7 protein-coding genes are annotated in these 14008 nt (G+C 53.8%); 6 read left to right on the forward strand and 1 reads right to left on the reverse strand.

Annotated features, from left to right (window positions below):
* Positions 1-5: 5 nt before the first annotated feature.
* Positions 6-467, reverse strand: coding sequence for a response regulator (locus RIB44_13095; GenBank protein ID MEQ8617503.1), 462 nt, complete (start codon positions 465-467; stop codon positions 6-8).
* Positions 468-837: 370 nt separating this feature from the next.
* Between RIB44_13095 and RIB44_13100 the strand changes: the two genes are divergently transcribed.
* From RIB44_13100 to RIB44_13125, 6 genes are all read left to right on the forward strand, one after another.
* Positions 838-4188: a chemotaxis protein CheB gene (locus RIB44_13100; GenBank protein ID MEQ8617504.1), complete on the forward strand. Its 3351-nt coding sequence runs from the start codon at positions 838-840 to the stop codon at positions 4186-4188.
* A gap of 109 nt (positions 4189-4297) precedes the next feature.
* A complete protein-coding gene (locus tag RIB44_13105; GenBank protein ID MEQ8617505.1) occupies positions 4298-8338 on the forward strand; it encodes a chemotaxis protein CheB in 4041 nt (1346 codons plus the stop codon).
* A gap of 402 nt (positions 8339-8740) precedes the next feature.
* Entirely contained in the window at positions 8741-9571 is an 831-nt protein-coding gene (locus RIB44_13110; protein MEQ8617506.1) for a response regulator, read from the forward strand.
* A 218-nt stretch (positions 9572-9789) separates the two neighbouring features.
* On the forward strand, positions 9790-12606 hold the full coding sequence (gene acnA / locus RIB44_13115; protein MEQ8617507.1) for an aconitate hydratase AcnA: 2817 nt from the start codon (positions 9790-9792) through the stop codon (positions 12604-12606).
* Between the two features lie 26 nt (positions 12607-12632).
* Complete coding sequence (locus RIB44_13120; protein ID MEQ8617508.1) at positions 12633-13430, forward strand: M90 family metallopeptidase; 798 nt, start codon at positions 12633-12635, stop codon at positions 13428-13430.
* A 21-nt stretch (positions 13431-13451) separates the two neighbouring features.
* Positions 13452-13937: a DinB family protein gene (locus RIB44_13125; protein ID MEQ8617509.1), complete on the forward strand. Its 486-nt coding sequence runs from the start codon at positions 13452-13454 to the stop codon at positions 13935-13937.
* Positions 13938-14008: the final 71 nt, after the last annotated feature.

Raw genomic sequence — 14008 nt, forward strand, 5'->3', positions numbered from 1 at the left:
GCTAATCACTTCCTGAAGTCATCATGCTCAGGCGGGAGCTCAACGACGCGCCAGTAGTGATCAAGCATCCCAATGAGATTGACGAAATCTTCACCCGCCTTTGACTTGACGATATAACCGGCAACTTGGCTCTCGTAGGCCTGCAGCTTGTCTTGATCGTCATCCGAAGTGGTCAAGACAAAAACTACACTGTCGCGCAGTTGCTCATCGCGTCGCATCTGCTTCAGGAACTCAATGCCATTCATGCGGGGCATATTGAGGTCGAGCAGGATCAGGTAGGGCCGCTGAAGCGGCTGCTTGCCATTGGAGCCCTGAAGAAGTTCCAAAGCCTCAAGACCGTCCTGAACGTGCTCTATCGGGTTGGCAATTCGTGCTTTTCGAAACGCTCGACGGATAGCCTCAGCATCAATTTCATCATCTTCGACCAAGAGCATCGTGACGGTTTCGCCGATGGAATCAGTCAACATTAAGTACTCCGGTGCTAATTGATTTAGGGTAAGCCGCTCAATCTCGCGGTAGCGTCTGTTGGTTCATTACGCCTTTTGACCAACATTAATCATTATTAGTGGCCAACCACCAACCAAAGCAGGTAACTTACAACTATTTGGCAGTCGAGATGGGCCTAAACCCAAGACGGAAAACAGCCAACAAGAATCTTGCTCCAGCTGGACACGATGGATTTGATCTTCGGCCCGCAGATCTCGAAGTTATTCTCAGCAGTTCTGTAGCCTACTATGTTTCAAACTACCTTGTATCAGCCTATCATATCACAGCTAACTCATTGATGGACTGCCTTGCCTCCACGGTTACTTTTCCTCTCAGAATTTGCAAGACCACATGTCCGAAGAATCCGAAACTAATGAAGAAGTGCTCGCTGCTGAAGAGAATGAGGCTGTTGAGCGTAATTCGCCGACAGGTGATTCGGCTGGGATTCAATTCCCCATCGTTGGGATTGGTGCCTCAGCTGGTGGCTTAGAGGCAATCGAGCGATTCTTTGACAATACGCCGCCTGATACTGGGATGGCATTCATCATCGTTCAACATTTGTCGCCTGACTTTAAGAGCCTGATGGACGAGCTCCTAGCGCGACATACGGAGATGCCCATTCACAAGGTCGAAAACGGGATGGCCATTGAGCCCAATGGCATCTACTTGATTCCGCCCAAGAAAAACATGGTCCTCTCGGACGGCAAGCTGTTGCTAACCGACCAAGATGCTTCGGGCGGGCTAAATCTTCCCATTGATATCCTGTTCCGCTCGATGGCACGTGATGCGGGCAAGCGTTGCATTGCTGTTGTCCTATCTGGCACAGGAAGCGATGGCTCGCGCGGATTAGATGACATTCATCACGCAGGCGGTTTGGTCGTTGTTCAAGACGCCGATTCGGCAGCCTTCGACGGCATGCCTCGCAACGCGATCGCTACGGGACTCGTTGATGTCGTTGCTAGGGCTGAGCGCATACCGGAACGCATCATGCAGTATGCGGCTGCGCCCGAGGAGTTTATTCGTGGTGAAGCAGGACATGAGGAACTTGAGCAAGAAGACGAGATGGCAAGCCTATTTCGCATCTTCCGAAACAGGTTTGGCTTAGACTTCCGCACCTACAAGCCGACAACCATTAATCGTCGTCTTGAGCGCCGCATGACCATGAGCGACTGCAGTAGTTTGCGTGCATACGTTGACCTGCTGGAATCGGACGTTGATGAGCTTGAGGCGCTCTATCGTGATCTTTTGGTTGAGGTGACTCACTTCTTTCGAGACCCTGAGGCTTACGGCGTTATCGAAAAGGAAGTACTTCCCAAGATCATCGAGAACACTCCCGAAGGAGGGCAAATCCGAGTATGGGCTCCTGGGTGTGCTACGGGCGAGGAAGCCTATTCTATTGCGATGCTCCTGCATGAACAAATTGGAGCGAATGAACGCAATCTCAATGTTAAAGTATTTGCCACTGACGTTCACGCCCGCTCGCTTGAGACGGCTAGCCTCGGAACCTATTCCGCCGACTCAGTTTCTCGGCTGAAGCCTGAACGAAAAGACCGCTACTTTACTCAGCACGGATCCCTTTTTCATGTCTCTCAAGAGTTGAGAAAGATGGTGATCTTTGCTCCTCACGACATCACAAAAGATCCCCCTTTCACGAAACTCGATTTGCTGGTGTGCCGTAATGTGCTTATTTACCTTGAGCAACCGATCCAGCAGAAGATCGTGGCGATGTATCACTTTGGGCTCAAGGTAAACGGTTACTTATGGCTGGGTCCTAGTGAAACCGTGCGGCCATTCGAGAGAGAGTTCGACACACTTGATCAGCATTGGAAGGTGTTCCGAAAGCTTCGGGACATTCGACTCCGCGACACGGTTGGAATGTCCATGATGCCGCCGCTGAGCATGCCTGTGCGCGCTCATATATCCCCACTAGCGGCACCAGCCCCCGGTAAAGATTGGGCGGTTCCCAAGGCTTTTGAGTCATTGTTGGCGAAGTATGTTCCCCCCAGTTTGCTTGTCAATGAGCATTTTGAGTTAGAGCACACTTTTGGCGAGGCAAGAAAGTACCTCACTCAGCCAGCTGGTCGCCCTTCCTTAGAAGTCCTCAAGATGATGGACGGCGACCTGCGCATGGCCCTCAGTGCCGCGCTCCACCGAGCAGCTCGCCAGAATTCCATCGTCGTTTATCGAGGGGTTAAGGCCCAAGTTGGTGACCAGGAAGAATTGGTCAAGCTAACTATTGAGCCTCATAGCCCTGGCAACAAAAAATACTACCTAATTGGCATCGAAGAGCTTGATACACCCAAGCGTTCGCCCGAAGAGCAAGACGCCTACGAGCAAGATTTCGATCCCCATGGTGAATCGGCTGAACGGATCACCGACCTTGAGCGAGAGCTGAATTTCACCAAAGAGTCGCTACAAAGCACCGTTGAAGAACTAGAAACCAGCAACGAAGAACTCCAAGCGACCAACGAGGAACTCGTCGCTTCGAATGAGGAACTGCAAAGTACCAATGAAGAACTGCACTCGGTGAACGAAGAGCTTTACACGGTCAATGCCGAACACCAGCGGAAGATCAGCGAGCTGACGGAAGTCACTTCTGACATGGACAATCTGCTGCAAGGCACGCAGATAGGAACGATCTTCCTCGACCGCGAATTGAAGATTCGCAAGTTCACGCCCTCAATTGCTTCGGCGTTTCATGTGCTTGACCAAGACGTTGGCCGCCCGATCGAGCACATCGCTTACAACCTCGATAATCCTGAGTTGCTGCAGGATATCGAAACGGTAATCCAGGGAACCGAAATCGTTGAGCGGAAAGTCAAGAGTAGGAATGGCCGCCCTTTCTTTCAACGGATAACCCCCTACCTGCTTCCTGATGGTGAGATCGGAGGCGTCATTCTGACGTTCACTGATGTCACTGCCATCGAAGAAGCAAGCCGCGAGGCGGAACGACGAGCCGAAGACTTGGAGCGGTCGAACCTTGAACTTATCGAATTCGCCTATGCCGTCTCACACGATCTCCAGTCGCCGTTACGGCACATTAACGATCACGGTCGTATACTGGCAGAGGAAGCGAAGGAATCGCTGAACGATCAGGCACGAAGATCCTTGAGCGTCATGACCAAAGGGGCGACTCAACTGAGTAGCATGATTGACGCATTGCTTGCTTATTCAAGAATTCATACGCGAGGGGAACCACCTGAGCTCGTCGATTGCCATGAATTGCTTGACGAGGTCAAAACACAGCTCAAAGACCAAATCGAATACGATGGAGCGACGATCACCCACGACACGCTCCCCAAGGTCTACGCAGACCGCAATCAACTGAAAACGGTATTTACTCATTTGATCGATAATGCGATGCGTTATCGTCGCGATGAGGATCCCAAGATCCATATCGAAGTCCGTCGCCACGAGGATGAGTGGCAGTTCTCCTTTGAGGACAATGGCATGGGCATGGAGCCACGCTGCTTCGACCGCATCTTTGTGATCTTCCAACGTCTGTACCGCGACGAGGAAATTCCCGGCGAAGGCGTTGGCCTAGCGCTCTGCAAGCGAATTGTCGAACGGCATGGCGGACGAATCTGGCTGACCTCACGACCGGGACGCGGATCAACTTTTTACTTCACACTCGCTAGCGAAGAGGTTGGCCAGCCGGTCCAAAACAGACTCACACTCCCTTCTCGAAAAACGCCTCGCTGACTGATGTCTTGAGGCGAATGTGACTTTTTCAAGTCTTACTGCTTTCATTCACCCTACTTGCGAACCGATCTCTTTCCATTGATTGACGTCAACTTGGCAGGATACAAGCATGTCTAATGATGCATCTTCTACTCACGAATCAGACGAAACCTCTGCTCCTATATCTGGCAGAGACGCTCTCTTCATTTCTGGGATCGGTGCGTCTGCCGGCGGGCTCGAAGCTTTGGAGCAATTCTTCCGCAGTACGCAGTCAGAATCGGGCATGGCGTACGTCGTGGTTCAGCACCTCTCGCCTGACTTCGACAGCCTGATGGATAAACTTCTGGCACGGGAGACAAACCTGCCAATCAAGTTGATCGAAGATGGCATGTTGGTCGAAGCGGACACAGTCTACCTGTTACCACCAGGCAAAGAAGTAATTATTTCCGACGGGCGACTACTCTTGGCCTCGCGGGCTCGTGGGAAGGACTTGTCCTACCCGATCGACAGTTTTTTCCGTTCACTAGCTCAAGACCTTGGGCCTCGCGCAATTGCTGTTGTCCTCTCGGGAACCGGTTCAGATGGCTCAAGGGGTATCCGTGACATTCATTCTGCCGGCGGACTGGTAATTGCGCAGACAGAGTCGTCCGCCAAGTTTGATGGCATGCCCCGAGCGGCAGTCGATACCGGCATTGTCGACATGCTACTGGATGCTAGTGATATCCCTGACGCTTTGGTTCGTTATCTTTCCAACCCCTTGATGAAGAAGAAAACAGCAGGAACGAAGACCCTGCAGACAATGGAAGGGCCCATCTACCGGATCCTCTCGCTGCTAAAGAAGCGTTACAAGATTGACTTCACCGAGTACAAAACAACAACCATCAGCCGCCGCATTGAGCGACGAATTATGCTTAGCGGCTCCGTCGATCTTGATCGGTATGCGGAGCGTCTGCGTGAAGACCCCGCTGAGCTCGACTCGCTCTACAAAGACTTGCTTATCGGAGTGACTGGCTTCTTCCGTGACCGCAATGTGTTCGATTACCTAGAGTCCGACGCGATTCCTGAATTGATCGCCAAGCTCGAACCCAATCAAGAATTCCGAGCCTGGGTCGTTGGCACAGCCACTGGTGAGGAGGCTTTCTCACTGGCGATTCTCATTCACGAAGCGATTGAAAAGATGGAGTGGCCTGGCACCTTCAAGATTTTCGCTTCGGATGTCCACCCTGAGTCCCTCGAGTTTGCCAGTCACGGTATTTATCCACCGGAAAGTGTTTCCGGACTAACGCCAGCCAGGCTTGAACGCTATTTCACGGAAACGAATGGAGAATACCATGTGCTTCCGGAGCTGCGTCGCACAGTGGTTTTCGTGCCGCACAATGTCATTCGCGACGCTCCGTTTACCAATCTCGACTTGGTTACCTGTCGCAACGTCTTTATTTACTTCACACCCGCGACGCAGAAAAAGGTTCTCTCGCTCTTTCACTTCGGCCTAAAGACCGGAGGGATTATGTGTCTCGGCTCAAGCGAAACGCCAGGGGAATTAGCGGACGAATTTGAGCCGATGAGCGAGTCGCTGCGTGTCTATCGCAAGCATCGCGACACCCAACTACCTGCCAGTATGCGCATGCCGGTCGCACCGCTAACTCCTACGACGACTCGGACCCAAAAGCGAGAGATAGGGGCACTCTCTTCGGTCGTCCCCGCACGAGACCTACTTGCCACCTACGATTACTTACTCGACGAGTTCATGCCTGCTTGCTTCCTCGTAAGCGAAACAGGGGAACTACTTCATACTTTCGGAGATTCCAACGAGTACCTGCGGCATCGTCGTGGTCGGCCTTCGATTGACATTCTGGAACTCATTGACCCAGGGCTACGCAATACGCTATCCGCTGCTCTCCGTCGCTGCGCTAAGAATGGCACGGCAGTAAGTTATTCAGGCGTTCACCTGGAAGGGAGTGACAATAAGGAGTCGTTGCGACTCTCAGTCCGTCCCTTGCGCGAATCGACGCAGTTGATGATCGTTTCGATTGAACCTACACAAGCAATCGAAAGATCCATCGAGTACGAAACGTTAGAGCTTTCGGCGAGCGAGCTCTCGAGCCGTGAATTCGATGCCCTAGAACGGGAACTGCAGGAAACCAAAGCCAGCCTTCAGTCAACGATCGAAGAGTCGCAGACGACCAATGAAGAACTCCAAGCCGCCAATGAGCAGCTCACCGCGTCGAACGAAGAACTGCAAAGCACCAACGAAGAACTGCATTCGGTCAACGAGGAACTATATACCGTAAACGCCGAGTACCAGCGGAAGATCGACGAGCTAACTGAGCTCACCGACGATATGGACAATTTGCTCAATAGCACGAATGTTCACACGATCTTTCTCGACGCAGAACTATGTATTCGACGATTTACCCCCGGCATTCGCGAAACTTTTAACCTGATTGCTCAAGATATCGGTCGAAGATTCGACTCTTTTACCTACAACATTGACTACGAAGAGCTTCCCACCGATGTGAAACGCGTGTTGGCGGACCGCACCCCCTGCGAGCGTGAAGTCCAGGACCGATCTGGTAGTTGGTTTCTTCTGCGCGTCTTGCCCTATCTCTCTCAGGGCAAAACGGATGGCGCCGTCATTACCTTGGTCGACATCACTTCGCTGAAACAAGCCGAAGCAACTCTTGCTGAGCTTTCGGAAATCGTTGAACACTCCCAAGATGCTGTCTTCCGCTGCGATCTGGATGGCACGATTCGAACTTGGAATCGAGGAGCTGAAAACCTTTTTGGCTACTCTGCAAAAGAAATCATAGGACAGCATGTCAAGTTGCTAAATCTAACGGAATCAGATCGCGACCTTGATGTGACCCTCTCCCAGATCGCTGAAGGTAGAACGATTGATCGACTTCAGTCGACCCCCCAGCGCCGCGACGATTCAATCTTCCATGTCGCCCTCACATGGTCGCCGATTAGTGACGAAAACGACCGAGTCGTAGGAGCCTCAGCCATCGCTCGAGATATGACCAGCGAAAAACGGGCCGAGGCGGAAGTTCGCGAAGCGATCAAGCGGCGCGATCAGTTTATGGCAATGCTCTCACATGAACTTCGCAACCCGTTGGCTGCCGTTCTCAACGCGACCACCCTACTCAATGAGAACCAGCTTGATGAAGAAACTGACGCAGAAGCCCGTAATGTAATCGAACACAATGTTCGTCATGTCGCCCGGATGCTTGATGACTTATTGGACGTGGCCCGTATTACTAACGACAAAATCAATCTGCATAAGGAAGTTGTCGATCTCAATTCGCTGCTAGTCGATGCCGTAGAATGCGTGCAGCATCGCATTGATGAGAAGCAGCAGGAACTGCACCTTAGTTCTCCTGAGACTCCGATCTATGTCGAAGGTGACGTCGGACGGTTGCAGCAATCCCAAGTCAACCTATTGGTGAATGCTTCAAAGTACACGCCCGAAGGAGGTAAGATTCATTACTCTTTGGGTCAACAAGACGGCTTCGCGGTACTACGTGTGAAAGATAACGGTGACGGAATTCCTCCCGACCTCATTGACCGCATCTTTGAGCCTTTCCTTCAATCGGATGAAACCTTGGACCGATCCCAAGGGGGCATGGGTCTTGGGCTAACCGTGGTGCAGAAAGTCATGGAAGGACATGGCGGAATCGTCGAAGCACTGAGCGACGGCACCTCCCAAGGGAGCGAGTTCGTCTGCAGAATCCCACTCACTGAGAAACGTCCTCGACGCGTGGTCGAACTGCCAGAGACAATCGTCGAAGGAACAAAACTTCTAGTCGTCGAGGACAATGATGGCGTTCGACGCATGTTGCTTCGGGCTATGAAACTCAAGGGATTTGAAGTTCAAGCGGCATCAGGGGGCGAAGAAGCACTCGAACTTCTGGAAGAGTACACTCCCGAAGTCGCGGTCATCGATATCGGACTTCCAGATATTGACGGCTACGAACTGGCTCGTCGAATCCGGTACGAAGCACGGTTTCGTGGACTCATGCTTGTCGCGCTTACCGGATACGGACGTGAACGTGACAAGCGTCGCGCAGAGGAAGCTGGATTCGATTTGCATCTTGTGAAGCCTCTTGATCCCAACGAACTTGTCCGAGCAATCTGTGCTGCCAATACACCCCAGCCCCTAGCAGGCACCTAAACAACCCAAACTGCGCACTGTTGCGCAATTGTTCCAAGTCAAACGAAAGAGTGAATTGGTATCTTTTTGGCGATGCAGATTTCCCAAAATCTGCTTGACTTTAGTCACTCAAAGCGAGACATTAAGATACATGGGTCGATGCTAGTACTAATGGAGGTGTCGGCCACCTTCCGGAAGCTGGGAGCTTTCTGAGTTGCTTGGGAATATGTTGCAAATAGCAAAGTAGGGCAACGGAAATCCACGGTAGAGAAAGCCAGGGATAGCGCGGGGCATGAGAATGCCGTTTCCAGACGCACCGTAACCCAGATGTCCATGTCGACGCCTACTTCCACGTGAGGTAGTCTCCTTCCCTGCGAAGGAGTTGCGACGCTCAGAGCAACCTATCCAAGGAGGGACCTCATCATGCTGGTCCTGTCACGACGCTCGAAAGAGAAGCTGTCATTCCCCGAGTTGGGAATTACCGTCCATTTTCTACGAATCCAGTCAGGTGCCGTCAAAGTGGGGGTCGACGCTCCACCTTCCATTAAGATTGTCCGCGATGAAATTGCCGGTTCCGGGAAGCAGGCTGAGGAAACTCGCCGACAACTCCTACGACTGCCCCGTGAGGTTCGCCACGATATCCGCAACGAACTTCACTCGATCAGCATTGGCTTGCATCTCTACCAAGAGCAGATGCGTGTCGGCGACGCCAAGGATGCTCAGGAAACCTTCGATGAGATCATGGCGGCGGTGCGTCGGCTTGATGAGAATGACGTATTGCAGCGCAAGCCTGAATCAAAAAAACCGATTTATCCTCGACTGAGCCAATTACCTGACGGCGAGGAATCCTCCTCCAACGATCGGAGCGTGGACAAGTCAGCGAATCCCCGCATCCTGCTGGCCGAAGACGATGAGAATGAGCGAGAAATGCTAGCCGGATTCCTGCGGCTTGGTGGACTTGATGTCGACACCGTTGGTGATGGCGAACAAGCCGTCAACTACCTCAGCCAGAATCAACGTCCTGGACTTCTACTACTGGACATGAAAATGCCACTCTGCGATGGACCAGAAGTAGTACGCTTTGTCAGGTCTCACGAGCAGCATCGCGATCTAACCATCTTCGGCGTCAGTGGCTCAACGCCCGAAGAAAATAATGTTGCGGTCGGGTCGCAGGGCGTTGATCGCTGGATCAGCAAGCCTCTCGACCCGCCAGGCCTGCTCAAGGCCGTACAAGAAACTGTGGTTAGCTGCTAGGCTTCCGCTGCATTGCCTGCTCAGTCCCAGGCTTCGCTCTGCGGATACCTCAGCTCTCTGCTCTCAAGCTTCATCCGAACCGAATGTCGGTGACTCTCCTCAGGTTTCGGAACTTGTAGCAGCTACAGGGCTGCCAGGAGTTGGTGTGACTCGTTAAACTGGTTTTCTAGTTTAATCGGCCAATTCCTCCGCGATTTCCGACTTGAGAGAAGCACTCTATGGCAAGCCCTACGCTGCTAACCGATCCGTTTTCTGCACGCGATACTTTTGACACTGGCTCCGGCCAAGCGGGGATTTACCGCCTCTCGAAGCTTGAAGACGCAGGCCTTGCAGAGATCGCTAAGCTGCCTTTCTCAATCCGTGTCCTGCTGGAATCGTGCCTGCGGAATTGCGATGGTTACGTTGTCCGCGAAGACGACGTCAAAAACCTAGCAGCATGGAGCCCGTCCTCCGCAGCGAGCGGCGAGGTAGAAGTTCCCTTCAAGCCAGCCCGCGTCGTCCTTCAGGACTTTACAGGTGTCCCTGCGGTCGTAGACTTGGCGGCCATGCGTTCGGCCATGCAGCGGCTGGGGGGCGATCCCAAGAAAATCAACCCGCTGGTCCCTGCGGATCTCGTGATCGACCATTCGGTTCAGGTGGATCACTTCGCCAGCGATTCGGCCCTCGACCTGAACATCGAGCTGGAATTCTCTCGCAATCAAGAGCGTTACGAATTTCTCCGCTGGGGCCAAGAAGCCTTCGACAACTTCCGCGTCGTTCCCCCTGGGACGGGAATTGTTCATCAGGTAAATCTCGAATACTTGGCGAAGTGCGTCTTCCTCCGCGAAGATCATGCAGGAACGGTTGCGGTACCTGACTCACTCGTCGGCACTGATAGTCACACCACAATGATCGACGGCCTCGGTGTTGTGGGCTGGGGTGTCGGAGGCATTGAGGCTGAGGGCGTGATGCTCGGTCAGCCGATCTATATGCTGATGCCGGAGGTTGTCGGCATGAAGCTCACCGGTGAACTGCCAGCCGGTGCCACTGCCACTGACATGGTGCTAACCGTCACCGAGATCCTCCGCAGCCAAGGAGTCGTCGGCAAGTTTGTGGAGTTCTTCGGCGACGGCATCGCCAAGATGTCACTGGCCGATCGTGCAACGATCGCCAACATGTCGCCGGAGTATGGCGCGACAATGGGCTTCTTCCCAATTGACGCGGAAACACTCGCCTACCTCAGCCGAACTGGACGGACCGAAGAGGAAGTCCAACTTGTTGAACGGTACACGAAAGAGCAGGGGCTCTTTGTGACAGACTCAACCCCAACGCCTACCTTTAGCGAGGTGGTTGAGCTTGATCTTTCGACTGTCGAGCCGAGCTTAGCCGGACCAAAACGTCCTCAGGATCGCATCAGCCTCAGCGCGATGAAATCGACTTGGCATCACGATTTGGGGGAGGTATTCGGCAAGCATCCTGCCGATGGGTCACTACAAGGTCGTTGGGAAGGGGAAGGTGGCCAACCGGTCGAACCGGGCGCCGCTCAGGCCGAGCCTGCGGTGGCCGTGGCAGATGCGGGATTTGATGGAGTAAGTGTCCACTGGGACGAGAAGGAATTCGAGATCAAACACGGTTCCGTCGTGATCGCCGCAATCACCAGTTGCACAAACACCAGCAATCCCTCAGTAATGGTGGCGGCTGGTCTCGTGGCGAAAAAAGCCGTCGAACGAGGACTGACCGTCAGCCCACAAGTGAAGACAAGCCTTGCCCCAGGAAGCCGCGTCGTGACCGACTACCTGGAACGTGCTGGGCTAGATGACGACCTAGAGAAGGTCGGGTTCTACACAGTTGGCTACGGCTGCACGACCTGCATCGGGAACAGCGGTCCGTTGCCTGAACCGATTTCTGGAGCTGTCAGCGAACACGACCTAGTCGTCGCCGGTGTCCTGAGCGGAAATCGGAACTTCGAGGGACGAATCAATCCCCATGTGAAGGCGAACTATCTGGCGAGCCCACCGCTGGTGGTCGCTTACGCATTGGCCGGTTCTGTAGAGACCGATTTGACGCGCGAAGCGATTGGCTCAGATCCTGACGGCCAGGAGGTTTTCCTTGAGGACATCTGGCCAACGCATGAAGAGGTACGCGAAGTCGTCGAGGCATGCGTCTTGCCCGAAATGTTCCAGGCTCAGTACGACAACGTTTGGCAGAAGAACCCGAAGTGGAATGCCATCGAAGTAACCGGCGGCGAACTCTATGATTGGAGTGAATCAAGCACCTACATCCAAGAGCCTCCATTCCTAGTCGGACTTTCTCGTGCAGTCGAGCCGATTCAAGCCTTGAGCGGGGCGCGTTGCTTGGCGCTATTAGGAGATTCCACCACAACCGATCACATCTCCCCGGCAGGAGCCATCGCCTCGACCAGCCCAGCAGGCGAGTATTTGCAGTCCAACGGCGTCGAGCCCCGCGACTTCAACAGCTACGGCAGCCGTCGTGGAAACGATCGCGTCATGACACGCGGCACGTTCGCCAACATTCGCATCCGCAATCAGCTCGCTCCTGGTACCGAGGGCGGAGTGACACGATTCCTCGGCGATAGTGCAGATCAGAACGAAGTCATGGCGATCTATGATGCTGCCATGAAGTATCAGGAAGCTGGGACGCCACTGGTAGTTCTCGCTGGTGCGGAGTACGGCACGGGTAGCAGTCGCGACTGGGCCGCCAAGGGAACCTTCTTACTTGGTGTGCGAGCGGTCATCGCCGCAAGCTACGAACGCATCCACCGCAGCAACCTCGTGATGATGGGCGTGCTGCCTTTGCAGTTTGAGCATGGCGCGACTTGGCAATCGCTGGGCCTGACCGGGGAGGAAACATTCGATATCCCCGAGTTGGACGACAGCCTGGAACCACGTCAGCAACTAACTGTGCGAGCGACAAGTGCCGATGGAACTTCGCGTGAATTCGTCACTCAGGTCCGCATCGATACTCCCGTCGAATTGGATTACTACCGCAACGGCGGAATCCTGCAGACGGTACTCCGTAAACTGCTTGACGACTGAGCACGCGGAGTAAACGGGACTTGCCGATGCTGTTCTCCTGGTTAAAGAATCGCCGACGTCGACGCTGGCTCTCCGAACGCGCACCTTCGACCTGGGAAGTTTGGCTCAAAGAGAACGTTTGGCACTACAATCACTTAGACGGTGGCCAACAACGACGTGTGCTCGACTTTGTGACAATCCTTTTTCACGAAAAAGAGTGGGTGGGCGGCAGCGGTTTTGAACTCGCCGATGAAATGCGGGTCACTATCGCCGGGCAAGCTGCCCTCCTAACGCTTGGATTTGGCAAGCCGTTCTACTTCGATCGACTGCATACCATCATCGTTTACCCCTCTTCGTTTCAGAATTCGCCAATCTCGACAGGCAGTATGCTCATCCCGAACGCGGATGATCCGGCTTTTGGCGGGGCAGCGCGAGCCGGCGAGGCTTGGTTGCACGGTCCGATCATCCTCTCATGGGATCGCATCCTCTACGAGGGACAACATCGCGAGTCGAACACCAACCTCGTGCTGCACGAGTTCGCCCACCACATGGATGGACTCGATGGGCGAACCGACGGAGCACCGCCCTTGACCGACCATGAGCTCGAAAAGGATTGGTACCGCGTCATAGCCGGGGAATACCACGAGCTACGAAAATCGAGTTCGCAAGGTCGGCGAACCCTGCTCGATCCTTACGGAGCAGAGAACCATGCAGAGTTCTTTGCCGTAGCGACTGAGTGCTTCTTCACGCGGCCCCACCGACTGTACGACTCGTCGCCCGAATTGGCTGTCATGTTGGAAAAGCTCTTCGGCCAAGATACCCGGACCTGGATTCCAGAAAGATAATCCTAACATTAGAGGCCCCTTATGAACGATACGCTTCGCACCCTTTACGCATTCAATCTTGGCTACTGCCAGCGACTCGTCGAAGACATCACCGAGGAGGAACTGCTGACGGTTCCCACCGAGGGCGTTAATCCCCCCGGTTGGCTGCTGGGGCATCTGGCAATCTGTACTGACTACGCTCTGGCGAACTTAGGCGCCGAAAAGCAATGCCCCGAAGCATGGCATAAGATGTTCGGCCCGAAGTCGAAACCAGCCGCCCCCGGGAGCGACCATCCCAGCAAAGCAGAACTGATGGAAGCCTTGGAAACCGGCCACAAGCTCGTGACCGAAGCGTCTATGAACGTCTCGACGGAACAGTTGAGCGGTCCTAACCCTATCGAGTTTCTACGCGGCCCACTCCCTACCGTGGGAGATTTGCTCGCCCACTTGATGGCCACGCACGAGGCGTCGCATATCGGCCATCTTTCCAACTGGCGTCGCCAAATGGGGCGACCACCGCTGTTTTAAGTGTCTGCTTCTCTCTGAGCCGAGAAGCGTTTGCTCTCGGGTTTTCGCGAGACAGAGTTCAACCCGAGAGC

The sequence above is a fragment of the Lacipirellulaceae bacterium genome (genome assembly GCA_040218535.1).
In the GTDB taxonomy this organism is placed as follows: domain Bacteria; phylum Planctomycetota; class Planctomycetia; order Pirellulales; family Lacipirellulaceae; genus Adhaeretor.

Excerpts from the sequence above, each read along its gene's own strand:
- RIB44_13095 (MEQ8617503.1), bottom strand. The coding sequence starts at position 467 with ATGTTGACTGATTCCATCGGCGAAACCGTCACGATGCTCTTGGTCGAA.
- RIB44_13100 (MEQ8617504.1), top strand. The coding sequence starts at position 838 with ATGTCCGAAGAATCCGAAACTAATGAAGAAGTGCTCGCTGCTGAAGAG.
- RIB44_13105 (MEQ8617505.1), top strand. The coding sequence starts at position 4,298 with ATGTCTAATGATGCATCTTCTACTCACGAATCAGACGAAACCTCTGCT.
- RIB44_13110 (MEQ8617506.1), top strand. The coding sequence starts at position 8,741 with ATGCTGGTCCTGTCACGACGCTCGAAAGAGAAGCTGTCATTCCCCGAG.
- acnA (MEQ8617507.1), top strand. The coding sequence starts at position 9,790 with ATGGCAAGCCCTACGCTGCTAACCGATCCGTTTTCTGCACGCGATACT.
- RIB44_13120 (MEQ8617508.1), top strand. The coding sequence starts at position 12,633 with ATGCTGTTCTCCTGGTTAAAGAATCGCCGACGTCGACGCTGGCTCTCC.
- RIB44_13125 (MEQ8617509.1), top strand. The coding sequence starts at position 13,452 with ATGAACGATACGCTTCGCACCCTTTACGCATTCAATCTTGGCTACTGC.